Origin of the sequence: Microcoleus sp. F4-D5, from assembly GCF_036704885.1 — a bacterium.
Classification (GTDB): Bacteria; Cyanobacteriota; Cyanobacteriia; order Cyanobacteriales; family Microcoleaceae; genus Microcoleus.
On sequence record NZ_JAUBSX010000005.1, the window covers coordinates 25731 to 50503 of the forward strand.

21 protein-coding genes are annotated in these 24773 nt (G+C 44.6%); 8 read left to right on the forward strand and 13 right to left on the reverse strand.

Translation table 11 applies throughout. From position 1 onward, the window contains the following. Nucleotides 1–299 precede the first annotated feature (299 nt). The 4 genes from QUA80_RS03855 to QUA80_RS03870 form a co-directional block, all read right to left on the reverse strand. Nucleotides 300–2813, reverse strand: a complete 2514-nt coding sequence (locus QUA80_RS03855; protein WP_333421573.1) for an MASE1 domain-containing protein — start codon at nt 2811–2813, stop codon at nt 300–302. A gap of 97 nt (nt 2814–2910) precedes the next feature. Next, nucleotides 2911–3156, reverse strand: coding sequence for a hypothetical protein (locus tag QUA80_RS03860; protein WP_333421574.1), 246 nt, complete (start codon nt 3154–3156; stop codon nt 2911–2913). A gap of 216 nt (nt 3157–3372) precedes the next feature. After that, nucleotides 3373–4701 (reverse strand): ABC transporter substrate-binding protein, encoded by a 1329-nt coding sequence (locus QUA80_RS03865; RefSeq protein ID WP_333421576.1) that lies wholly within the window; start codon nt 4699–4701, stop codon nt 3373–3375. A gap of 64 nt (nt 4702–4765) precedes the next feature. Beyond that, nucleotides 4766–5716, reverse strand: coding sequence for an RsmB/NOP family class I SAM-dependent RNA methyltransferase (locus QUA80_RS03870; RefSeq protein WP_333421578.1), 951 nt, complete (start codon nt 5714–5716; stop codon nt 4766–4768). 51 nt (nt 5717–5767) lie between these two features. On the opposite strand from QUA80_RS03870, the gene QUA80_RS03875 reads away from it, so the two are divergent. Both QUA80_RS03875 and fmt read left to right on the forward strand, forming a co-directional pair. Further along, entirely contained in the window at nt 5768–6346 is a 579-nt protein-coding gene (locus QUA80_RS03875; RefSeq protein ID WP_333421580.1) for a Uma2 family endonuclease, read from the forward strand. 37 nt (nt 6347–6383) lie between these two features. Beyond that, nucleotides 6384–7397 (forward strand): methionyl-tRNA formyltransferase, encoded by a 1014-nt coding sequence (gene fmt, locus QUA80_RS03880; protein ID WP_333421582.1) that lies wholly within the window; start codon nt 6384–6386, stop codon nt 7395–7397. Here the strand turns inward: fmt and QUA80_RS03885 are convergent. From QUA80_RS03885 to QUA80_RS03905, 5 genes are all read right to left on the reverse strand, one after another. Further along, nucleotides 7387–8247, reverse strand: coding sequence for a DUF4435 domain-containing protein (locus QUA80_RS03885; RefSeq protein ID WP_333421584.1), 861 nt, complete (start codon nt 8245–8247; stop codon nt 7387–7389). The genes fmt and QUA80_RS03885 overlap by 11 nt on opposite strands. Beyond that, entirely contained in the window at nt 8244–9662 is a 1419-nt protein-coding gene (locus tag QUA80_RS03890) for an AAA family ATPase (RefSeq protein ID WP_333421586.1), read from the reverse strand. Before QUA80_RS03890 ends, QUA80_RS03885 begins: the two co-directional genes overlap by 4 nt. 80 nt (nt 9663–9742) lie before the next feature. Next, the gene (locus QUA80_RS03895; RefSeq protein WP_333421588.1) at nt 9743–10984 is read right to left on the reverse strand and encodes an exonuclease SbcCD subunit D; all 1242 of its coding nucleotides are present in this window, start codon (nt 10982–10984) and stop codon (nt 9743–9745) included. Between the two features lie 109 nt (nt 10985–11093). Continuing rightward, nucleotides 11094–11669, reverse strand: coding sequence for a Uma2 family endonuclease (locus tag QUA80_RS03900; RefSeq protein ID WP_333421590.1), 576 nt, complete (start codon nt 11667–11669; stop codon nt 11094–11096). A gap of 88 nt (nt 11670–11757) precedes the next feature. Further along, entirely contained in the window at nt 11758–13035 is a 1278-nt protein-coding gene (locus tag QUA80_RS03905) for an ATP-dependent DNA ligase (protein ID WP_333421591.1), read from the reverse strand. Nucleotides 13036–13363: 328 nt separating this feature from the next. Between QUA80_RS03905 and QUA80_RS03910 the strand changes: the two genes are divergently transcribed. From QUA80_RS03910 to QUA80_RS03920, 3 genes are all read left to right on the forward strand, one after another. Further along, nucleotides 13364–13669, forward strand: a complete 306-nt coding sequence (locus QUA80_RS03910; protein ID WP_333421775.1) for a glutaredoxin family protein — start codon at nt 13364–13366, stop codon at nt 13667–13669. 199 nt (nt 13670–13868) lie between these two features. Continuing rightward, on the forward strand, nt 13869–15362 hold the full coding sequence (locus QUA80_RS03915) for a UDP-N-acetylmuramoyl-L-alanyl-D-glutamate--2,6-diaminopimelate ligase (RefSeq protein WP_333421593.1): 1494 nt from the start codon (nt 13869–13871) through the stop codon (nt 15360–15362). A 505-nt stretch (nt 15363–15867) separates the two neighbouring features. Then, nucleotides 15868–17073, forward strand: coding sequence for a glycosyltransferase family 4 protein (locus QUA80_RS03920; RefSeq protein WP_333421595.1), 1206 nt, complete (start codon nt 15868–15870; stop codon nt 17071–17073). Between the two features lie 46 nt (nt 17074–17119). On the opposite strand, the gene QUA80_RS03925 is transcribed toward QUA80_RS03920, so the two are convergent. The 3 genes from QUA80_RS03925 to QUA80_RS03935 all read right to left on the reverse strand — a co-directional run bounded on the left by QUA80_RS03925 (nt 17120) and on the right by QUA80_RS03935 (nt 21031). Continuing rightward, nucleotides 17120–18442 carry an acyltransferase gene (locus QUA80_RS03925; RefSeq protein WP_333421597.1) on the reverse strand — a complete coding sequence of 441 codons (1323 nt, stop codon included), beginning with the start codon at nt 18440–18442 and terminating at the stop codon, nt 17120–17122. Nucleotides 18443–18574: 132 nt separating this feature from the next. After that, nucleotides 18575–19309, reverse strand: coding sequence for a TylF/MycF/NovP-related O-methyltransferase (locus tag QUA80_RS03930; RefSeq protein ID WP_333421599.1), 735 nt, complete (start codon nt 19307–19309; stop codon nt 18575–18577). 96 nt (nt 19310–19405) lie between these two features. Next, the gene (locus tag QUA80_RS03935; RefSeq protein WP_333421601.1) at nt 19406–21031 is read right to left on the reverse strand and encodes an alpha-amylase family glycosyl hydrolase; all 1626 of its coding nucleotides are present in this window, start codon (nt 21029–21031) and stop codon (nt 19406–19408) included. Nucleotides 21032–21451: 420 nt separating this feature from the next. On the opposite strand from QUA80_RS03935, the gene QUA80_RS03940 reads away from it, so the two are divergent. The 3 genes from QUA80_RS03940 to QUA80_RS03950 all read left to right on the forward strand — a co-directional run bounded on the left by QUA80_RS03940 (nt 21452) and on the right by QUA80_RS03950 (nt 24127). Then, nucleotides 21452–22561 carry a DegT/DnrJ/EryC1/StrS family aminotransferase gene (locus tag QUA80_RS03940; RefSeq protein ID WP_333421603.1) on the forward strand — a complete coding sequence of 370 codons (1110 nt, stop codon included), beginning with the start codon at nt 21452–21454 and terminating at the stop codon, nt 22559–22561. Then, nucleotides 22554–23525, forward strand: coding sequence for a hypothetical protein (locus QUA80_RS03945; protein WP_333421605.1), 972 nt, complete (start codon nt 22554–22556; stop codon nt 23523–23525). Before QUA80_RS03940 ends, QUA80_RS03945 begins: the two co-directional genes overlap by 8 nt. Nucleotides 23526–23587: 62 nt before the next feature. Continuing rightward, nucleotides 23588–24127, forward strand: a complete 540-nt coding sequence (locus tag QUA80_RS03950) for a DUF1349 domain-containing protein (RefSeq protein ID WP_333421607.1) — start codon at nt 23588–23590, stop codon at nt 24125–24127. 147 nt (nt 24128–24274) lie between these two features. On the opposite strand, the gene QUA80_RS03955 is transcribed toward QUA80_RS03950, so the two are convergent. Beyond that, on the reverse strand, nt 24275–24745 hold the full coding sequence (locus QUA80_RS03955) for a GtrA family protein (RefSeq protein ID WP_333421609.1): 471 nt from the start codon (nt 24743–24745) through the stop codon (nt 24275–24277). Nucleotides 24746–24773 lie beyond the last annotated feature (28 nt).

Sequence of the window (24773 nt, forward strand, 5' to 3'; positions counted from 1 at the left end):
CTGGCGCTTTGTAGGCAACTTTCTACAGTATATCTTTTTAATTAATAATATTATATATATACGCAGGTATACAGTTAGTCGAAAGGTACGGGATCGAGCAAATCCTAGGTTTTATCGAAAAGCCTATCGAACATCTCTGCTATCCAAAATCTTTAAAACTGCGCTAACTATATTTATATCCTAACGGCTTTATTGATTTGGCTATATGTTGAAAATCTCGATACCTGATAGCGAAAGAATCAGCAAATTGCGGAGGCTAATAAAATTGGCAACGCTCGAAAAGAAATGTCAATAAATTATTATTTATCAGACTTTTCGGTTGAGAGCGGAATGTCGGTGAAAATAGCTGGCAGCCTAATTGTAAAAGTAGAACCTTTATCCAGCTCGCTGAATGCGGTAATGTCTCCGCCCATCATTTCGCAGAATTTCTTAGTAATCGTCAGCCCCAAGCCAGTGCCGCCGTACTTTTTAGTAGTTGAGGAATCGGCTTGCGTGAAAGGATCGAAGATTCTGGCTAACTGTTCGGGACTCATGCCAATGCCGGTATCTTTGACTGTAAAAACGATCCAATCTTGAGCGGAAGATAAGGTAGACGAGCTATTTTCTGCTTTGCCACCTCCTCTATACGCTCCAAGTTTTTTGCGTCTGTTGGCAGCCTCGGCGGGAGTTTCGAGGGATCGGGTAACGGCGAAGGTAATCGTGCCCGAGCAAGTAAACTTCACGGCATTGCTGAGGAGGTTGAGCAGAGACTGCCGGAGTTTAGTCAAGTCGGTCTGCATCGAGCCAATATCCTCGGGGCATTGTATTTCTAGAATATTGCTATTTTTGTCAGCCATCGGCGCGATCGTGGCAGCTACTTCCTCAACCAGAGTTGAAATGGTGAAGGTTTCGACGTGCAAGTCGGTGCGGCCTGCTTCAATTTTAGAGAAATCGAGAATATCTTTAATCAGCGCTAGCAAGTGCTGGCCGGCCGTGTTAATTCTCTGGAGGTCGTCGATGAACTCTTCGGCACCGAGGTCTCGGGCGTCTTCTTGCAGGATCTCGCTGTAGCCGATGATGGCGTTGAGGGGAGTTCTGAGTTCGTGACTCATGTTGGCGAGAAAAATGCTTTTCGATCTATTTGCAGCTTCGGCGGCTAATGCGGCCCGGCGGAATTCTTCGGAACGCAAGCGTTCGGTGATGTCGGTGGTCATGATTAAAACGCACTGAGTGCTGCCGAGGTCGATGAGTTCGACTGACATCAGCCAGTCGCGCACTTCGCCGGTTTTAGTGCGAATTTTGATTTCTTGGTTGCTGATCGAATTTTGTGCTTGCAAAATCTGGGCTAGCCGCCGCCCCTCTTCCGAATTTACCAACATTTGTAAGTCGCTGGCGGTGCGGCCGATAAATTCGTGCCGCAGCCAGCCTAATGAGCGCAAAAAGCTTTCGTTGGCATCGAGGAAGCATCCGTCTGTGAGGGTGCAGATGCTGATGCCGACTGGGGAGGCGTGAAAGGCCTTGGAAAATCTTTCTTCTGAAGAACGCAGGGCGGCTTCGGCCCGCTTTCTGTCTGTGATGTCTTGGACGGTGCTGGTGATGTACAGGGAGTTGACGGCGGCTTGTTCGTAGACTGAGCGGTGGCTGCCGTCGGGGAGTACGAGCCTGTAGTCGATGCTGTAAGGCTGTTGCTCAAATAAAGCGGCTTCGATCGAGGTTTTGACTAATTCTCGGTCTTCGGGGTGTACGTATTCCAAGAAGGCTTCGAGGGTGGGTTCAAAAGTGCCGGGCCGCTCTCCCAGGATGCGATAAATTTCCTCTGACCACCGCAATTGCTGGGTGTTGCGGTCTAAGTCCCAGTTGCCTAGTTGGGCGATGCGCTGGGCGTTGGCGAGGCTGGCTTCGCTGGCGCGCAGGGAGGCTTCTGCTTGGTGGCGTTCGGCGACTGTGGCGGCTAAGACTAAGCCGGTGACGGCGATGACGGCGATGAAGGCTTGCAGGGATAACAGTGCTTGGGGGATGCTGCTGGCGTGTTTGAGAAAGGGGCCGCTGCCTCGGGCTATGCCCCAGATGGCGAAGCCGCAGAGGATGAAGTTGGAGAGGGCCGTGTAGCGCTGGCCGAATCGAAAGGCTGCCCAAACTACGAGGGGAAATGGTAAGTATTCGAGGGGATAGCGGGCGTAGGCGGCGCGGGTGCGGGAACAGAAGACTAGCCAGCCGACTGCTAGCAGCAGCAGCAGCCAAATCGCTCGTTCGGCAATCTGTTTGGGACGAGTGGGGGCTTTGGGCAATTGTTGCCACGTCAGCAGCAGCGGGGCGACGAGCAAAATTCCCATAGCGTCTCCTACCCACCAAGTGCCCCAAATCGTGCCCAAATTGCTCCAGCTAGATAAACCGGTCAGGCACACGACGATACTGCCGATGCTGGAGTTGATCGAGGTAGATCCCAAGGCTGCTAGTCCGACTATTCCTAAAACGTCTTTGAGCCGATCGAGCCCGGCGCTAAAATTAATGCCCTGTAGCAGATAAGTTCCCGTCCACGCTTGCAGGCTTCTGGCGCTTGCGGAGATCAATGCCGTGCCGATGTTGGCCGACGGTACGCTCATGCTGAACAGGAAGCCTCCGATCGCGATTCCCGGCCACAGTTTCCGCCCGAACAGCAGCAGGGCGACTTGGGCAATTCCTGCTGCTGGCCACATGGGGTAAATTTCTGAACTGAGGGTGAGGGTGGAAATTGCGAATTGCGACGCCAAATAGTAGACCAGCGCGATCGCGCCTACTGCGAGGAAGTACCGCCAGGAATGTCCTTTGATGGCGTTAAGGAACTTTGTCTGCATTGTCGTTTCGGGAAAAGGTGGACGGTGGTTGGGGTCTCAGTAGGTGGCACGGGACAGGCACAGGGTAGAGAAAATGTTTCTATTAGGTGATGGTAGGTCATGGGTGGTAGGTAGGGGGAGAACCTTTTGAGCTAACTTTTTGTGGCGCTGTTGAGGGTTCGGTTGTTTTTTGCTGTGCGATCGCATCTGTGCGTGAATTTCGGGAGCATCCCTTTTTTGCCAATATATCTGTGATGGCTGAAGATTTGGTCTGTAGATTTTTGGTTTTTGTTAAAGATTTATTACCGAGCGACTGCCGGTGTTTTTTGATGTTGGGCGATCCCAACTCAATTCGCCCTAACATTTTTCACCATGCTCAATAATACCTAAGAAACCGATAACAACGACGTAAAATCTCTGCGTTCAGGTAACTCCGGGGCAAGCAACCTGATTTCTGATTAGAAGTGCAGGCGGGAGTTATTTTCACTAGATTTGCGACCGATTTATCGAGGCTTCAAGTATTGCGATCGAATACAGTGAAAGCGGAGAAATTACAGCACAAAAAAATATTTTCCGTTCTCTATTTCCCTTTTGCTGCTGCACTATCTAAGGTTAGTGTCAAACGCTCTTGAGCTTCTTTAAGGGCGTCTTGGGGGTTGCGGCCCAGAAGGGTTGCTTCTATGGCGCGACCGAGGTTTTCTGAGAGGCGGGAGTAACCTGAGATAATGGGTCGCGCTCTGGCTGAGTTCATTTGTGCTAAAAATACTCGCAAAACAGGGTTTTTTTCCACAAAGCTTTGATAAGTTTGGTTCTGTCTCGATTTTAAGTTAATTGGCAAGTAACCTGTTCCCAATGCCCATGCTGTTTGGAATTCTTCACCTAGAACGTATTCTAAGAATTCTAGGGCTGCTCGCTCTCGTTCTGGGGAGGTTTTCATTAAAAATATGTTTTCACCCCCAACGACGGCTGCGGGGCGTTTGAGGGCGGGTATCGGCATCACTGCGTAGTCGATCGCGCTTTGCTGCAATTGTGCTAGCGTCCACGGCCCGGTGATTTGCATTGCGACTTTGCCGGCGATGAAGTTGTCGAGTTCGTAACCGCGTTCTGGTGCTGACAGTATTGCTGAACCTTCTTTTAACAAGTCGCTCCACAATTTTAAGGCGGCGCGAGAACCGGGATTGTCTATTTGGGGTACGGGATTTTGAGGTGTTGCGGCTTTGAGTTCGCCGCCGGCGCTGAACATGAATGGCAGCCACGTAAATACTGTCCATTCTCCTTTGCCTAGGGAGAGAACTATGCCGTGTTGGTCTGTGCGGCCGTCTCCGTTGGTGTCTCGCGTGAGCGATCGGGCTACTTGCTTTAATTGCGCCCAATTCTGCGGAACTTCTTTGATTCCTGCTGCTTTAAATAAGCTGGGACGGTAAAATATGGCGGCGTTGTTTGTGGCTAGGGGAACTGACCAAGTATGTCCGCCCAGTTCCATTGACTCGAATAGTGCCGGGTAGATTTCGGCTTTGCGGGGCGATTTGTCTAGCCACTTTTCTAAGGGTTGGATGGCGTTGAGTTCTGCTAGTTTTCCGGCAATTGTGGGAACATTAAACAGCAAATCAGGCGGCGCATTTCCTACTATTGATGTGAGAATCTTTGGCAGTTGTTGGTCTGGCTGACCGATGTAAATTGGTTCTAATTGGATCGTGGGATGTGTTTTATTGAATTTGTCCGTGAGGGTTTTAAATACGTCGCGATTGGGCGGGGGATTGATGCCGTGCCACAGTGTGATCTTGATTTTTTCGCTGTTTTTTTCTTGGCTTTCACAGCCGCTTAATATTAGCAAATTTAAAATAAGTAAAATGCAAGCAGCTAGTTTTAGTTGGATTTTGATGGTTTTGGATATTTTTGATAAAATCATTTTTTAGTGTTATTCAGGGAAGAAGTTTTTATGACCGCAGATGAAAGCGGATGGACGCGGATAGTTAGAGGTTGGTAAAACGGGCTAATTCTCGAAAATCTGCGGGTAGCTGATTTGTCTGTCCTGCTGAGGTCTTTTGAAACAAAACTGTGAAAGCTCCGGCTCCTAGTTTATCTTGCGGCCACATCCGATAGCAAGGAATTTCTGTCAGGTGCGATCGATATTTTTCTAAATGAGGAACAGTGACTGGCCAAAATTCGGGAAATTTGCTTAACAGCCATTCGCTGACTTGTTCGTTTTCTGCGGTTGAATAAGTGCAGGTCATGTATGCAAGATAACCTTGGGGGGCTACAATTTTAGCAGAATTGGCTAAAATTCTTTTTTGGCGGTTGGCATTGCTGTTGATGGTGACATGATGAAAGCAGCCGGGTGCTTTGTCTCCTTTTGCTAAGAGTGATTGACCGGTACAAGGAGCATCTACTATTACTAAATTAGCAGTTTGCGGTATTTTTTCGGCAAGTATTTTGGAATCGACGTTAGCGGTGGCGGATGGTTGAATCTGGCAGCGTCTTAAATTCGAGATCAGCATTCCCATGCGTTTGCCTATGACTTCGTTGCACAACAGCAATTCTGGCTTTAATGTTTTCCAGGCAAATATACTTTTTCCTCCGGGGGCGGCGCACATATCTAAGATTAGTTTGATTGGCTGCGGTATTGTTAACAGTGTGGAGGCGGCGAAGATTGAGGAAAAGTCGAGACAGTAGTAATGTCCGGCTTGATGTAAGGAATGTTTTCCTGGCTTCGATTCTAAGGCTAGTCTATCTACAAATTCCGGTTGCCAACTAACTGGATTTTCAATAATAAATGGGTTTTCTGTAGGTTTTGGTTGCAGCCACAAAATGGCAGGATTAAAAGGTTGGGGATTTGTGACTGCGTGAATAAACTTTTCTTGTTCGGCGGTGTCGGCAAATAAGCTGCGGCTGAGTTTAAGCAGGAGATTCGACGGGCTTTCCATGTTTGGGGAGATATGATAAGATTGAAAGGAAAACTAAAAACTGTAAAATCGATGATAATTCCTAGTGTAGAACAGTTAGATTTAACTTGGGAAGAATGGATGCAAAATCCTCCTGACGGGACGGAGTGGGCGGACGGTAAAGTTATAGTCAAACATCCTGTAGAATTTGTCAATGGAGAAGTAGTGGGGAAACCGGGAATGACTGCAAAGACTCGCCGGATTCAAGCTAGATTAGTACGATATTGGGGCATTTACATGGACTCAAGCGGCCAAGGGGGCGAGGTTTATGTGGAAGTCACTTGTCAAACTATGAAAAAAGGGCGAATACCCGATGTATCTTATATTACTCCTGAACTGTTGGCGCAAGTTGGGGAGTTTTCAGTTTTGCCCCAGAGTTTTCCGCTGCTAGCTGAGATTGTTTCGCCTAGCGATTTTGCAGATGATGTTTTTGCTAAGGCACAGGAGTATTTAGAATCGGGATGTTTGGAAGTTTGGCTGCTGTTTCCTAAGAGTAGTTGGGTGTTAGTAATTACTCAAAGTCAGGTGGTTTTGTTCAAGCCTGGTGAGGTGGCGGTAACTCAGGTTGTTTTGGCAGGATTTAGGGTGGCGGTGGATGAATTAATGGCGTAGTTTTGTTGTTATTATTGTACGAAATAAGTAAAAATCTATGAAAATTGTCTTTTTTGGCACTCCCGATTTTGCGGTTCCTACTTTATCCAGTTTGCTAAGTCACCCAGAATTTGAGGTTGTGGGTGTGGTGACTCAGCCTGACAAACGCCGGGGAAGAGGAAATCAATTGATGCCTTCACCTGTAAAAGATGTGGCTTTAAATCACAGTCTCCCGGTTTGGCAGCCGCGCCGAATTAAGAAGGATGCGGAAACTCTGGCTAAGTTGCGAGAAGCGGAGGCGGATGTTTTTGTGGTGGTGGCTTATGGCCAAATTCTTTCTCAAGAAATTCTGGATATTCCTAGTTTGGCTTGCGTTAACGTTCACGGTTCAATTTTGCCGAAGTATCGCGGTGCGGCGCCGATTCAGCGCTGTCTTTTTGACGGGGAAAAGACAACAGGAATTACTACTATGCTGATGGATGCTGGGATGGATACTGGGGCGATGCTGTTGAAGGCTTTTGCTGGTATTTCGCTGTTGGATAATGCCGATTCTTTGGCGGATAGGTTGGCGGAAATTGGGGCGGATTTGTTGGTTGAAACTTTGGTGAAATTGAGGGACGGCCAGATTGAAGCTGTTGTTCAAAATGATGCTGAGGCGACTTACGCGCCGATGATTAAGAGTGCGGATTATGTGCTGGATTGGTCGAAAAGTGCGATCGACCTTCACAATCAAGTTAGGGGCTTTTTCCCGGATTGCACAACCAGTTTTCGCGGCAATTCTCTGAAGGTGATAGCTACTGTACCCGTCGGGCCGGAATATTGGCTGCAATTACCAGCGGATTTGAGAGTTTTGGAACGCGAATGGCCTGTTTTGTCGGAGTTATCGGGCGCAAATGGGGCAGTTGTTAAGGTTGTGAAGGGCTTGGGGGCGATCGTCCAAACCGGTGATGGTTTATTATTGTTGCGGGAGGTGCAGTTGGCGGGGAAAAAGGTGCAGTCTGGGGGAGATTTTGCCAATGGAACTCGGTTGGTTGTAGGGGAAGTTTTTGGGAATGCGGGAGTTACAGATTAGATAAAACCTCGAAAGGTTTATTAGTTTGTTCCCATGTCTGAAGAGCTCTGTAAAGTTTTGTCTCTCGGAAATGAGCAGACTCATAGGCAACCCTTAAATATTTTTCTAGCACATTTGGCTCGACTTCCTTAGAGTTACAGGAACCTAATGCTTTACAAAGTGCGATCGACAAAATAGAAATCATATCGTGACCGCAACAAATGTACCACATATCTTGAGTATCTGTTTTTAAGTTCTCCATATTTGCTCTAATTTCTTGCTCGTCAAGTCCCGGCTTTTGAGAGTGGTTTTTCACAGTTTGAATCAACTTCGATTCATTTAGTGCCAATGTTTTATCATCTACAAATTTATTAAAAGCTAAACCTTCAAATTTCAAACAATAATTAAACTTCAGCGAAGCCCATCGCAAATAACCGATAACTTCGGCACTTTCCAATAAAGTCTGGCGGATATCTTTAGCAAAATTATTAATTTTTGCTTCCGATCCGTGTTCCAAAAGCACCTTTTCAAGTGCTGGCGACTTCAGCAGCATAGTTTCCAAATCGTGAGTATCTGTTAAGAGTAAATTAGGACTAAATGTAACAGTACCTTCTAATATGTCAAAATCAGCATCAACAACAGCTAAAACGCCAGAAAAGTTATCTTTTTCAAGGATATTGAGCACATTCACAGCATTATCCTTGTTATGGGCAATTTCCACACGACACTTTGCGGAGTCTACTAAGTTTTTCCATACCCGCGCATCTGTATCTCCCTCAGCGATTAAAAAAGAATGTTCAGTGTATTGAGGTTGATTTCTCAGTAGGCGAATTTGGTTGGCAATGTAGTTAGGGTTAATGTATTCTTTCATTCAACTGGCTTTTGTAATTCCACTGTCAAATCCCAGCGATCGTCTATAATACTTGGAGAGTGAGTAGCTAACAACACATCAAAGTTTGCCAGCTTAATAATTGCTCGCAAATCTTTGAGAAACTCGACTTGCCATGCTACGTGCAGCGAAATTTCTGGTTCGTCAATGAGAACGAGCGAGTTAGGTTGAACTTTGAACAACAACTGGTACAGCATTACCAGTTCGTGCTGTTCCCCGAACGATAAGTCTGTGGGCGACAAAGGCTTACCATCCGCCGTTGTAAAGGTAAAACCTTTCTCTTTACTGATGCTTATATTTTTATAGAGAAATCGGTGTTTAATAATTCTTGTGAAAAGTTCTATTTTAGTGGCGAGTTCCTTAAAAACCATTAGTTTATTTTCGACATCTTCAACATAAACTGACAGAATGTTTTTTGTAGTTCCATCAATATGTTCTTCGATTTGAAAATCAGGATTTTCGTCTTTATCTAAAAGACCAATTTCTCTGAGACGAGAACGCTTTTCCTCAATTTCATTTAATTTGTTGCGAAGCATTTCCTCTGTTAGATCGGAGGGTGTTTTGTTATTGAAAATTCTTGCAGGAAAGGTTCTTTCAAGGGATTGAGACAATGCACCGTATTCAGCCAGCTTTGCTTGAATATCTTCTGCGAGTTCCTGGGAATATATATTAACCGAGGGAATCATTGAGGGGTGTTTCGTATCTACCGCTGTTTTAGGAACACTTGAGGGAGTTAACAAACGCTGAGTTTCGATAAAATGAACATCGATCGAGCTTCTTAGTTCTGACAGCCACTTTGGTTCTTCCTTAACTCTCCTGGCTAACTTTGACATGAAGTTCCTAGATGCAGAGATGAGAATACTTTCTAATTGTAATTCCGAAATTTGAGTTGGTGTTTCTATGTCACCTGATGACTGTAGTGTATCATCTACGATCTCGGAGGACACATTGATTCCCACTGATAAATCTATTGAGTCCATGAATAAATTAGGTGAAAATATCTCTTTTTCTGCACCAGGCTTAGAAAAGGAAAACATTAAATCTTTATCTTTTTCATGTTCAGGTGTATCGATAGACTTAGTTATTTGTAGATGACTGCCATCATCAAAGTCTATTCTCAATTCTGCAAATGGAATAGTACGAAGCTCTGAGTAACGTGAATTAAAAAATCCATTAATTATCCTGAGTAATGCTGTTTTACCAAATCCATTCGGACTATGAATAATCGTGATTCTATCTTCCATATTCAAAGAAACCGGATGGTTGAAAACTCCAAAAAGTTTAGCAACATAAATCTTATTAATTCTCATTTTTACCTCTTGTGAAATATTGCAAGATAGACTCAATCGAGTTCGATCGCTGATAAGATTAAATCCGTTAGCATCGGAATTATTCATCTCTCTCTTCTCGTCCTCTGTGTTCTCTGCGTTCTCTGCGGTTAAATCATTCCGGTGCAGTCGGAATTGATATAACTTACCTAAAATTCTACCAAAACCTCCTCTTTTTCTCCCAACAAACCCTGCGCCGCTTCTAACATACTCTCAGCAACATCTTTCAAATCGTCGCGACTTGCCAGATAAGTTTTCAAAGCTTCTAACGGTTCTATACTATTATTAGCATTCAATTCTGGCAACCGCGGCCTCGCTAGCTGACTGACTAATTCCGGCTGGATTGTGTAGCTGTGCGCTTCGCCCAGAAGTGCGTGCAATTCTGCGCTGTCGATTAAATCCAATTGTTCCGATCGCAATTGGTAGATCAATCTCACAACCGCGTCTGCGATCTCCTTCTTCCCAATAGCTTTCACCAGCTCAGCTTGCGGGTTTTCCGATTCGGAAACATTCACTTTAATAGTCTGAAACACCCGCACTGGCAAAGTGCAAAATTCCCACTCTGCTTTTCCCCGTTCCAAATTAACTAACACAAAACCTTTATCTTCTTTCTCTTCGCTAAAATCAACTCGTTCGATACTTCCGGGATAAATTACGGGCGGATTGTTGTCAGCATTGAGATTTTGGTGTTTGTGAACGTGGCCGAGAGCAACGTAATCAAAACAAGGGCGAGTTAGCATGGAAACGGGAATGTTAAAACCTTTACCAACTGCTAAAAAACGTTCTGCACCCAGACTTGCTTTATCTGCCATTAAGTGCGCTAAAAGTACGGTTGGTATGTCGGGGTTGAGGCGGCGGATTTCGCCTTCCATGGCGATCGTCAGTTTTTCGGTTAACAATTGGTTAACATCGCCCATAGACAGGCTTTCAGTCTCGGAACGTGTCATTAAGGTCGATCGAGTCAACCAAGGCAATGTTACCACCTGTACGGGCCCGCTGCGGGTTTGAATCAGGTGAGTGTCCAGGCGATCGCCTACAATAAACTTAGGTATCCCCAAAGTCCGGTAAATTCCCAAACTCGCGCCGCCTTGTCCCTGAGAATGTTGATCGTGATTTCCTACTAGCAAAACCGTCGGAATTTGCGCGTCCACCAAGCGGCTGAATTGGCGGGCAAAAGCCTCTTTTACAAACGGCGCAGGCGTCGAATCCGGGAAAGCATCGCCGCCGAATATGACTAAATCTACGGGTTCAGAAATTGCTCTATCCATACATTTACTCAGCGTCGCCGCGAAGTCTTCCAGCCGCGTATTTAAACCGGTTTCTGGATTAATCCGGCCGTGGGAAAAGCCGCTGCCCATGTGAATGTCTGAAAGGTGTAAGATTTTAATCATTGTTTTTTCTATTTGTTAGCTATTGTTTCGGTTCTGAGTGAGGATTGAATTCCTCAGAGACCTGACTTGCATTCCTGACTGCGAACCAAAGAAAGTTGTTTTTCATACATCACAATATGAGGCCTGGTACTTTTTCATAGATTTCGCTAATTGGACAACTAAAATTCGCACTAACAAATTCTACTCTATCTCCTTGTCCGTAAGTTTGAGACACCCAATTTCCTGACTCATTCAACCGAAAACACTCAATTTTAATCTCAGATTGAGTGATGAGTACGTATTCTTGCAAACTCGGAGAAGTTTGGTAATCGACAAATTTATCGCCCCTGTCAAAAGATGCAGTTGAGGGAGATAGCACCTCAATAATTAGAGATGGATAGAGAATGAAGTCTTCGGTGGAACTTGTATCTCTTTCGTCGCAAGTCACAGCTACATCAGGATAGTAATAGCAATTTGCCTCTTCCAGTCGGACTTTTATATCTGATGAAAGAACTAAGCAGGAACTCTCGCGGAGATGATTGTTAAGCAAACTTGCTAAATTTACTGAAATAACAATATGAGGTTTTTTTGCCCCGGTCATTGCATAAACGTGTCCGCGTCTGTATTCGTGTTTGATGGGGCTTACTCGTTCGCCTTCTAGGTACTCTTCTGGGGAGATGTAAAAATTATTTTTGCTAACAAACATTGATGTTTCCTCCGATATTTTTATTTGACACTATTGGTTAATAATCGCATACCCGGGTGGGAAACGGCAGTGCCGTTTCCCTACAAATTTAACAAAACTCCAGAAATCGTGCGTGCCATAATTTGCCACTTTCCGTCAAACCCTGCGATCGCACTTTAATTTTGACACTTTTGGGGTTAGCCTCGTAGAGTCGGGCAATTTCCTGCATTTCCCCGGCGCTAAAACCCGTTCCCACTGTTCCTACTGGGACTAATTTGCCATCAATTTCTTGCGCTACTTTGACGGCGCTAAAGGGCCGCCCTGCAACTTTTGTATTTGTCAATCCGACAATGAAAAGGTCTAATTCTAGACAGTATTTAGTCCTCACCATAGGATATTGCTTAACATCTTTGCCGCCGACATAGCGGCAGTTGTGCAACACCCAAACTTCGCCTTCTTTATTTTCAGATTCCTGCTGATTTGCCAGGACGAGTTTTTCGGCTGCAGTGCGAAATGTCGGTAAAACTTCAAAGGCTGGGGATAAATTCGCCAGCATTTCGCCAACTTCAACTCCCGCTGCAATTCGTTCGGATTCTGCTGCGGTAGTTAAATCATTGCCTTTGAAAAACAAACTTTTAAAAATAGCATAAATTGCGTTAGGCTGAGTTGTCGGAAAACCGCTTTCAATATTAACTGTAGCAGCTTGCGCGCCCGTGCGGTGTTCGCTGCCGGTACAGCTTTTGTAATACAGTTCGCCGTCTAAAACAAAGGTGCCAATTTTAGCGGCTGTGTCGATTAATGCGCGATCGATCTCAATTGATGCTTGCTGTCGCAGGTTAGTCGATCGCGATTGGTAGTATACTTTATCTGGCGTCGCGATGGCAACTACTCGATTACCGTCGCGCTTCGGCTGCCCCCAATAATCGGGATTTTCGATATAATAAGAACGATCGCTCGGCGCGTCAACCGGCTGCATGGTGACAATCCTTCCCGGCTGCAAGTGCGGTGGCAATTCGGCAACAATGGGATTGTTGGCAGTTTCTATTTTTGGGGCGGAAGTTGATTGTTTAGCAGCAGCTAAATCGGCGGTAGAATTGTTTTGAGGATTCAGGGCGATCGGCTTTTCTCCCGTTTCCAATTCAAAAGCTCTTTTCCAAAAGCCAAAAGCCATTTCCGGGTATCCTTCCGACTCCGCGCACAGTGCAAAACTAATAACTTTTGCCGTACCGATGCCGCGCCCGTAATCAGCTAAATACTGCACTGCCCCCGCTTCACCCATCAAGTGCAATCCTCGCGTCACGATGCGATTGTTCCAGCGTTCTCGAATGTCGGCGCTAATTTTTTTAGCTGCTTTTCGCTTGGCTTCTGCGTATTCGGTGCAGTCCATACTGCCTCCTTTCTGTAGGGCTATTTATATACTATACTAAAGATTGATTTATTAGTCAATTGTATTTTGACAATTAGGTGGTGTGAATAAATTTAACTTTTTCATTGGTGAACTAGATTTATTTTTTTACCGCAGAGGCGCAGAGGACACAGAGGAAGAGAATAAAGAGATACTCAAGCGCGGTAATCTGTTGGCTGCTAATGCTAAGATAACTTCGATCGCGGATTGCGACCAATAAAGACGCGAGTTGCGTCTTACTCGCGTTGAGTTCGCCAACTTGCGATCGCACATTTGAGAATTTAAGATCGAGTTTAATCTTACTGTTATGATGCGATTGATTTTGTACAGCAAACCCGGATGCCACTTGTGCGAAGGTTTGCAAGAAAAACTCGAACAGATTGAAAGCCTCAAGTTTCAACTCGAAGTCAGAGATATTACCACACGCGATGACTGGTTTCAAGCTTATCAGTACGAAGTTCCAGTTTTGTTTAAAGTGCAGCCCCAGCCAACAAATTCTGCTGGCGAGGCTGGATTCTCCGCTGAAGAACTGTTACCCCGTCCTTCTCCCCGCTGTAGTGTCGCCCAATTGGAGCAAATGTTACAGAAATATTTGCAAATCGATCCGTCACAATAATACGATTTACCCAAAAACTCAGGTTTTCATCCTGACCTCGGGGTGCTCGGTGTGCAGCTTACTCTAGGCCGAGAGATTTTACACCGCGCATAAAAAAAACTTAGGGTTTGCACCGCGCACAGCAAAAACCTGTAGAGATTGGCTCAAACAATGTGTTCCGCCAGTCATATTCAAGACATTCAAGCGAGGAGTTTTTCCGATGAAATTGAGAGAATTATTAGCAGCAGTTCCCAACATTTCCTTTGACGCCAAACATCCTGCCCTCGATGCCGAAGTCAAGGGTTTATCCACTAATTCCCACGCTTGTCAGGCGGGAGATTTATTTTTGGGAATGCCGGGAACTCGGGTAGATGGCGGAGATTTTTGGCAAAGTGCGATCGAATCTGGTGCAGTTGCCGCCATAATTTCCACCCAAGCAGCCGAGAAGACACCTTCCGAAAACGGGGGTAGTTGCGTCATCGCAGCAGCCGATATGGCTCAAGTTTGCGGTCAAATAGCCACTGCTTTTTACGGCAATCCAGCTAGCAAATTAAAACTTGTCGGCGTTACCGGGACTAACGGCAAAACTACAACTACTCATTTAATAGAATTTTTGCTCAATGAAATGCAATTGCCGACGGCGCTTTTTGGCACGCTTTACACTCGCTGGCCGGGCTTCCAACAAACTGCACTTTACACCACACCTTTTGCAGTTGACCTGCAAAAGCAATTAGCAGAAGCTGTAGTCGCCGGATGCAAACACGGCGTGATGGAAGTCAGTTCCCACGCCCTAGCGCAGCAGCGAGTTTTGGGGTGTAGTTTTGAAGTTGCTGTGTTTACCAACTTGACTCAAGACCATCTCGATTATCACCGCGATATGGAAGATTATTTTAAGGCTAAATCGCTTTTGTTCAGTCCAAATTATCTCAAAAATCGCGCTGTAGTTAATATTGACGACCCCTACGGGAAGCGGATAGTTGAAACTGTTAAATCGGAAAAAGTTTGGAGTTATAGCACTAGCGACAAAACGGCAGATTTGTATGCTTCAGATTTGCAGTATCAGCCCAATGGAGTTAAGGGAATGCTGCACACTCCGAAGGGCGAAACGGCTTTTTCTTTGCCTTTAGTCGGTCAGTTCAATTTATCAAATATGTTGGCTGCGGTGGGTGCTGTTTTAGAATTGGGTTTAGATTTGTCCGCAATTGTGGAGAAATTATCTCAATTTTCGGGAGTTCCGGGACGGATGGAACGGGTGCAAATTAGCCCGGAACAAGATATTAGCGTTATTGTCGATTACGCGCACACTCCCGACAGTTTGGAGAACTTGTTGAAGGCGTCGCGGCCGTTTATTCCGGGTCAGATGATTTGCGTGTTTGGCTGCGGCGGCGATCGCGATCGCACTAAGCGCCCGATCATGGGTAAAATCGTTGCAGAATTAGCCGATTTAGCTGTTGTTACTTCCGACAATCCGCGCACGGAAAATCCCGATCGCATTTTGGACGATATTTTAGCAGGAATTCCCGCCGCAGTAAAGCCGATCGTGATGTGCGATCGAGCCGCTGCAATTCGCACTGCTATTATGGACGCTAAACCGGGAGATGGCGTGCTGATTGCAGGGAAGGGACACGAAGATTATCAAATTTTGGGCACCGAAAAAGTCCATTTTGACGATCGAGAACAAGCGCGAGATGCCTTGAAAGCCAGAATGAATTAGGTTAACTGAATTAGGTTAACAGTTAGCAGTTAACCGTTAACTGTTAACTGTTAGCTGTTTGCTGGCTCATCTTTACCTCAAGAGATGGAGTTGAGCCGAAATCCTCATTGAACCCTTCAATTATTCTACCTGAATGCCCTGCAGATATTCTTTTACTATTTCCCAAGACGCCGCCAAGAGATTTCTTTTAAACAGGAATGTCGATTTCAATGGAGATTTAGCTTCACATTGTGCATCTTCTGGTAAAATTCTGAATAACTATAGCGGTTCTCAGAAAGATGAGGTACGTAGTTGGGCCCCGGCCCTATACGTTTCATTGGTTATATAAGCTGTCATTCATACCTCACCACGCTTGAGAAAGGCTATAGATTGTCCCGTGACTGAACGGCTTCAGTAGATTGCAAGAGGAAGACTTTTGCTAGATATAGATTCTATCTCAGCCAGAGTGGGCTAGAAAATCCCAATATACCTAATCACCTATACAAAGACTACCAGTTCCACAGTTATGGCCATAGCAGAGCAAAGAATTAAAATTACCTATATCTTCACGCACCATATTCGTTGGGTTCCCTTTGAATTGGTCGCCAAATGTATCGATAAGAGTAAATTCGCCATTGACTATATCATTCTTAATGAAGGCGATCCTATGATTTCCTTTTTAAGCCAGATTGATGTTCCTTGCACTGTTGCTTCCTATCAGGATTATAGCAATACCCCAGAGATCGTCAAATTTATCTACGATCACTTGATTAGAAATAAGACTGATATTGTTCAAACTCATTGGTTCGCGGGAAGCTTGGCTGGGATGCAAGCTGCCTACTACGCAAATGTTCCAGTACGAATCTTCTTCAGAGAACATCCTTCAATTAAATACTATACGCGTCATGCTCCAAGCAAACATCGCTTGATATGGGAGTGCGCCACTAATATTATTGGTGCTAGCAACTCATGCAAGCAAGGTATGATAGAAGACGGTATACCAGATGATAAAATCACAGTTATACCAATGGGATTTGATATCAGTGAATTTGAGAATGTAGACCCTTCTCGCATTGATAAATTGCGCTCAAAGTATCTAGCAAATCATTACGGTCCTGTTATCGGTGTGGCTGCGAGGTATGTCAAATCGAAAGGAGTTGAATACGTCATTGAAGCACACAAGAAAGTTCTCGAAACTTATCCCAACGCAATCTTAGTTCTTTCGGGTACACATGTAAATCGTGCCAGATTCGAGGAGCAAAAGCGTAATGCTCGCAAAGAGGACATCGTTGCGCCTCAATACGAGGACATTATCAGCATCACAGATAAGTTGTCGCAGTTACCTGAGCAAAGCTATATTGAAATCCCATTTGAAGAGGATCTTTTTGCCCTGTTCAGGTTATTTGATGTTTTTGTTCATGTGACTACTGCTTCTTATCTAGAGGCGTTCGGTCTCGTCTATGTAGAAGCAATGCTTTCTAAAGTTCCATCTGTTATTACTCTTGCAGGTACTGCTTTAGATTATGCTGTACACAAAGAAAATGCCTGGGTTGTTGATTACAAGAACAGCGATCAAATTGCCCAAGGGATATTAACACTCTTAAACGATTCATGCCTTAGAGAAACGATGATTAACAACGCTTTTCTCTGTGCCCAACGATACGACATAAAGAATCACATACAACGACTTGAAGAACTTTATATCTGTGAGCTTCAAAAGAGAAGGAAGTAGGATAAAGTGTCAAGCCTTCAGCCCTGCTGTATAAAACTGCCTTTGTTTAATTAGATTTTACCCCTTTTTCAAGTTCAATAGATACAGTATCTACAGCAATGTTTCTACCATCAACAATTTTTAATAACAAGGATGTGCTGAAATAGTATTTAATCTTAGGTTGTACAACAAGCTCTAGAAAACTTGATAATGTTATTGTGATAACAAGCCAAATTAATAAACCTAGTAAAAAACTCAAAACTGTTCCCTGCCAAGGAAAGTATTTATGCATTAGTATTGCAATCGGCATATGTAATAGATAGAATGCATAAGAAATACGACCCATAAAAGCCATTTTTGTTAAGCAGTTACCAGATGTATTATATTTAACCAAAAAAAATGCAAGTATAGTGAAAAAAGATGCTGCTACCAATTGCGGATCTTGAAAAAGATATCCCTTCAAAATTATCCAAACCAGGTGAAAGATAGGTAGAAAGAAACAGAGTAAACGCAAATAAATAAAACCACAAAAATAGCGACCTGTGATTTCACAGATTATTAATATACAGATTGGCAAAATTGTTAGGTCAGCTAAACTGACCATACCAGGAAAAACAGGATCGTTTAAAATTAATTTACATGTGAAAAAATGATTTGTAGCATGAAATAATAAAATATAGCTAATAAGAGGAAAAAATGATTCTTTGTGACTAGAAGGTGGTACTTTCCATGATAATAATAGTCCACTCAACCAAAAAATCCATCCAGATGCATAACCAGCAAGAAATTGTGGAAATAAGGGAAGAAACCAGCCAAGAACACTGATTAGAAGAGCGCCTAAAAATAGATATAAAATTTTAGGTCGCAACCACCAGACTAAAAGAAAAACTAAATAATATAGAATTTCGTAATTTAAACTCCATACAGCTCCATTACCTGCTAAAGGAGGTAGAAAAAAAGAAAAGTATTTATCAAAATTTTGTAATAAAAATAAATTTCCTAAAACTATATTTAATTTTTCATTTGGTTCAGCCAATACTGCGAAACAAATAGCAATGAAATAAATTGGTAAAATTCTAATGGCACGGCGTAATATATAATTATGAGCCTGCTGAATAGAGAACTCTTTTGTGGTCGTTAAGCCAATGAGGTAGCCTGAGAGGACAAAGAATAGTAAAACAGCACTATGTGCTGCTGGCAAATAACCAAAATAAATATTGGGATGGTAGGTAGGGTCTAAAAAGTTTTTTAGAAACAAAACATGAGATGATGCAACTGACAATGCAGCAAGTCCTCTAATCCCCTCTAAATTAGAGTCATAGCTTGAATTTTTTTCTAAAGAGTAATCAATTCTGTTGTCAGGCTCCATTTTTGCATTAATTTTCATCATATTTCACTACCTCTCACATAGCAACTTCTCAACTTGTAAGGTACACCATATGCCATCAAGCAAGGGGCTTAAACCCCTTGCTTGTAACTCATTAACTTAAGAAGCGCTATAGTTTACTCAAAAATCATCAGTCTAAATCTTGATTCCAAGGCGCACTTCCTTATCAATCCTTGTCAGCATTGGCCCGGGCACTTCACGGAAGTAGTCATCCGTGGCTTTGCGCGATCCAGCCCAGCAGCCATAGTCATCAACGATCAGAACGCCTCCTGTGGAGAGTCGAGGATATAGCAGTTGAAACTCAACGGCTGTTGATTCATACCAATCGGTATCTAGACGCAGCACAGAGATGGTTTCGGGTTTAATTTTTTCTAATGTTTCAATGACATCTCCTCGAACAAAATGAATCTTAAAATCAAAATTATGGACGGAGAAAGCTGCTTGCACATCTTCCAATGAAGCGTAACACCAGCCAATATCGTCCCCATATTGCTCCATCATTTCAAAGCCGGTACGTCCGTATTTGTCCACATCAAATTCAGTGGGGGTTGGCATACCCTGAAACGTGTCGTACAGATATAGCTGCCGATCGCTAACGTTTCGCGCTTTCATAATCAAGGCAGCAAGTAAAGCACTTCCTCCTCTCCAAACTCCGCACTCGAGAATATCACCGGGTATCTCGCGATCGAGGACGTAGTTCACCGATGTATAAAGGGCAAAGAGAGCCTCTACGCTGGTCATTGTATAAGGCTTTACCTGCTCAAATAAATCCATGAAAACCGGATCTTTACCCATATCTGGTGTGATCTGATCTTTCATGGTTGCTTGATGCTTTGTGGAGAAAACGATCGTGCGTTCAGTAGTAATCATAATGAAACAGGAGTAGAAATAAATGGACAGGATGAGGAGTGCAAAACTTTCGTGATTATATGCGAAACAGATTAAGAAATCATTTTTTCTCCTCGATTACGATTGATGGCTGCGCTGGACGATCAGACCTTCATTTCCTCGCAGCTCAAGGGTGTGTCCCAGTTGCCCTCCCTGGCGATCCATGAATGTAGAGAGGAGAACTTTTGACTGGTTGCGAAACTCGATCGGTAATGTCCATTCCTGGTATTCAGAACTGAAGTTCAAAACCACAACGAGATCCGATTCCTCGTCAAAGCGTCGATAGCAGAACAACTGTGATGGTGAGTATAAAGAAGTGTAGTCACCAAGCTGTAGTGCTGATTGTCGCCGACGCAAGCGCAACAGCGCCCGAGTTAGTGAGAGGAACGATCGAGAGTCATGCTTTTGTGCTTCGACATTAATACTGCTGTAGTCATGAGTGATGGGTAGCCAAGGATGAACTGATTCTGAACAGAAGCCTGCATTCGCAGAACGATCCCAAAGCATCGGCGTGCGTTCGGGATCGCGCCCCACCCCAATGCCGGGAGCTTTTTTTTCCCAAGGATCTTGGATATGCTCGGAGGGAATCCAGCCATCCTCCATTCCCAGTTCTTCTCCGTAGTAGATTGTTGGTGTACCGCGAAGGGTGAGCAATAGCATCATAGCGATTTTGGCTTGAGAAATCCCAATTCTGCTGGCGACGCGATGCTTGTCATGATTGCTTAATGACCAATTGGGCCATGCACCTTCAGGCAGCAGTCTCTCGTAACGATCGACAATTTCTCTGACGGACTCAGCACTCCACTGCAAATCCGATGACATCAATTCGGAATTGAGCGGTAAATGAAATTCGTCATTTGCTCCATAGTGCTTGACTATTTCTTCTAGTGATTTGTATAGTTCAGCAATCAAAAGCCGATCGCCGTACCCATCTACCAGCGTTCGCAGCATCCGATTGAAATCGTGAATTTCCGGTATATTTTTACTGAAGACTTCAAACAGGCGATCGGATGGTTCCATGCCGGGATGCCAGTCGGGATTCACGGGATTATCTCGAAACTGCAAATCCTTGTAAGCGCGATAGGCGGCATCAACTCGAATTCCATCTACGCCTCGCTGCAACCAAAAATGCAGTACATCCAGCATCGCCTGTTTAGCATCGGGGTTGCGCCAATTGATATCTGGCTGTTCCTTGAGAAACGAGTGTAGATAGTATTGCTCTGTTCGATCGTCCCATTCCCAGCCAGAAAGCCCATCAAAACGTCCCAGCCAATTATTGGGAAGGCTACCATCTGGCTTTGGATCTTTCCATATATACCAGTCTCGCTTGGGATGAGAACGCGAACTGCGGGATTCAATAAACCACTGATGCCGATCGCTAGTATGGGCGGCAACAAAGTCAATCAAGAGCTTGAGATTGCGATCGTGCAAATCTCCGATCAAACTATCTATATCTGAAAGAGTTCCAAAGACAGGATCGACGTTTGTATGGTCGCTAACATCATAACCAAAATCGGCCATTGGAGAGGGATAGTATGGTGTCACCCAGATGGCATCTATCCCAAGCCATTCTAAATAATCCAGTCGCTGGATAATGCCACGGATATCACCGATGCCATCTCCGTTCGAGTCCTGAAAGCTGCGTAGATAAGTCTGATAAATAACAGCAGACTTCCACCAAGGAGAATGAGACATTACGGTCATGGGTAATTAAAATCAATAAAAAGAGGAAGATTTCTTCGCTCAGGATTTGGTATAGTACCTAAACCACCTCGATCGCGGCGGATCGTGAAAAGACTTGCCAGCATGGATGGATACTGCTGTCAGTGTTGAACGGTTGATCGGATAATATCATAATCCCTCTTTGGTTACTTGGACTGTAAAAAAAGCTTTCGCCTTGCCGTCTCTGGATTTTAACCATGCTCAACAATTTATTCTTCGCAAGGCGAAAGCCTTACCAACCAATAGTTCCCAAAAATTATCTACCGAAAGTCACAAAAGAGGGATAATGATTGCCTAAATGATTTAGGTAGATCTATTCTCGCAGATCCCTGTTTCATCCTTTAAGGAAGTAGGAGTGAGAAGATTTACTTCACAAACAGCCTCTAAAGAAACATCATTGATATGATCCCTCAAATTCAACCTTGGATTGACGATACTGAATGGCAAGAAGTTAAGCGGGTGATGGAATCAACCTACTTAACCGAGAATAAGGTGACAGAGGAGTTTGAAGCTGGCATTAGGGCTTTAACGGGGGCAAAGCACGCAATTGCTGTTTGCAACGGTACTGCTGCCTTATACTGCATCCTCAAGGCTCTGGATATCGGTCATGGAGATGAGGTGATTGTCCCCAACATGACCTTTGTTGCTTCCTCGAATGCGGTGATTATGGCAGGGGCTAAGCCCGTCTTTTGCCCAGTTAGAGCAGATACCCTGTGCATTGATGTAGAAGCAGCCGCAGCGCTGGTCAATGACAAGACTAAAGGGATTATGCCTGTCCATTTGTACGGTCAAAGTGCAGATATGGATGCGGTGCTCGCCTTTGCTAAGCGCTTTGAGTTGAAGGTGATTGAAGATGCAGCACAGGCGATCGGAGTAGAGTTCAACGATCGTCATGTCGGTTATGACGGAGAGGCAGGTGCGTTTTCGTTCTATGGCAACAAAACGATTACCTGTGGTGAAGGTGGGATTATTCTCACCGACTGCGATACTGTTGCCCAGACTTGCCGCCGGCTTAAGAATCACGGGCGATCGCGCCGCGGCACGTTTATCCACGAACATATCGGCTTTAATTTTTCCATGACAGAAATGCAGGCAGCCATTGGTGTTGCCCAACTCAGAAAGTTACCTGCAATTATTGAGCGCAAACAGCAAATTTATGAAGCTTACATGGCTGGTTTAGCAGATGTGACGGAGTTGCAGCCGATCGTTATAGACCCGCGGTGTAAGCCCGTCCACTGGTTTACCTCTTTCTTTGCGGAAAACCGGGCTGAACTGGCTGACTATTTAGCCCATCGGGGAATTCAAACCAGACTATTTTTCTGTCCGCTTCATCTTCAACCTTGCTATCAAGGCTGGACAGATCCCAGCATGACCTATCCTGTCAGTACATCTGCTTATGAGCGAGGAATTTCTTTGCCCTCATCCTATAGTTTGACTGATGAAGAACTAGATTTTATCATCGCCGAAATTCAGCAGTTTTATCAGCGTTGCGAGCAATTGAAAAGTGCTTGAATCTCCCCTCTCCCAAACCTCCGAATATCTTGCCTGTCGCGATCGGGTAGTTGCGGCTCTTTTCGATTTGCCCCAGGGTAAAGCGTTATCTGAGGCGCTAATTGCAGGTCGCGACTTTCTTCACTCGATCGAGCCCGATGAGGTGGCAGGCGTAACCAGAATTCAGGTGCGGGAGGGGCACGGGCCTCAAAATCTCAATGATGAGCCGCTTGACACGCAGTTTCATGCTTATTTGGAAGCTGCGATCGATCCCCAGATTCGTATGGGTCTCCTCTCAGATGGCACTAAACCCAGCAGCTATGACGATCGCAAAGTCCGCTGGTCTGGCGCTGGAGTGGCTGGATTCTGGTCTCGCAGTCAAGACACCTTCACGCTGGAAGTTGGGCCCACTAGCTACCCGCGTTGTCGTCTGGATTTGACTCGCAGTTCCCTCGAAGCACTAAAGCTGATGATGCGCGGACTGACAACTTACCAAGATCCCTACGCCTATTTTGCCAGGGGAGTTGGGGTTGCGGTGGTTCCGCTGACTGCGGATGGTAATGTCTACATTGGTAGGCGATCGACTTCATCGGATTACACAGGCGTTCTCAATTTTGTGGCGGGTTGGGCTACATTTTCTCCTACAGCTCAAGACATCAATTTTTATCAAGATGCTCAGCGGGAGTTGCGGGAAGAAGTGAATGTTGCCATGACCTTAAATGACACGAATACTCGGTTTATTGGCATATCTGGCAACCCGATCACGGGAGAAGTTGATTTGGTCTTTGTGGTGCAAACAGAAATGGGCGATCGCCATTTTCAATCGGGTCAGTGGGAAGAGCATTCTTGTTTGGTTTGCATTCGCAATAAAGCTGAAGCTCAGGCTTTGCTGGAACACGGAGTGTTACCCGGAGAGCAAGAACCTTGCGCTCTGATGTTTTCCTCTCGCTTGGGATTAGAATACTTAGTTCAACAGCATTGGTGAACGGTAGATAGAAAACACCCGACACCGCTGGCAATCAAATATTTTGAACAGGATGAAACTCTATGCAATGGCTCAATGAACCCTCCCAATGGACTGACTCAGGCGATCGCTTGATTGTCAAAACTTCTCCCAAAACAGATTTCTGGCGAATTACCCATTATGGTTTTATTCGTGACACCGGACATTTTTACTTTGATTCCATCAGCACTGATTTTGTTGTTGATGTCAAAATACGCGGCAATTACAAGGATATCTACGACCAGGCGGGCATCATGCTGCGTGCAGATGAAAAGCATTGGATCAAGACAGGTATTGAATATGTTGATGGCGTACAAAATCTGAGTGCTGTCGTTACCCATGAATATTCAGATTGGTCAGTCATTCCCTTGCCGAATCCCCCTGATATTTTACACTTGCGCGTTGAACGCTCTAAAGAAGCTATCCAAATTTTCTACTTAAATGAAGCTTCTAACTATGCAATGCTCAGAATGACGTATTTACCCTATGAAACGCTTCAAGTAGGCGTTATGTGCGCCTCCCCAGACGGAGATGGATTCGAGGTGACGTTTGAGGATTATCAGGTCAATGCTACAGCGTCATAATCTTCCTTAAGATACATATAGTAGCGGATGATGGATAGCAACGAGGTGATGGGGCGAAAATTCCTGATTGAGAGAACTTTAAAGAGGTTGCTGACCACTGGCGAAAATAAATGTACACGCGACTTGAGTCCCCAGGATGACAAGTATTCAGGCTTTTAAAACATCCTCTAAACTGGAAGAAAGTTTTTCTATATTGCCTTGTCTCACCTGCCAATTTAGCTTGAGGTTTAGCCAGAAATTCCAGAGGGTAACGCAGGCGATCGCTACCAACTTTGCAATATATTCATTCACACCAAATCTATAAAAAAGCCAATTGACAATTAAACTATTTAAAATTAAACCAAAAAAACAAATCAGATTGAATTTGAAAAAACGTTGTAATCGCTGACTGATTAATTGCTGCGCTTGAGAAACATCACTAAAAGTCCACACATCATTCCAAAGGAAATTGTTAATAATTGCAACCTCTGTTGAAAGCACGGAACTGGGAGTTAATGTTAAACCTAACGGCTTGTGCAGGAGAGCAAACACTCCCAAATCTACCGCTACCCCACCCAAACCCACTACAGCAAAACGGATAAACAAAGCTACAGGTAAACCGGACAAGTATAACTTCAATCTTGGATAATCAATGTACAGATGGAGC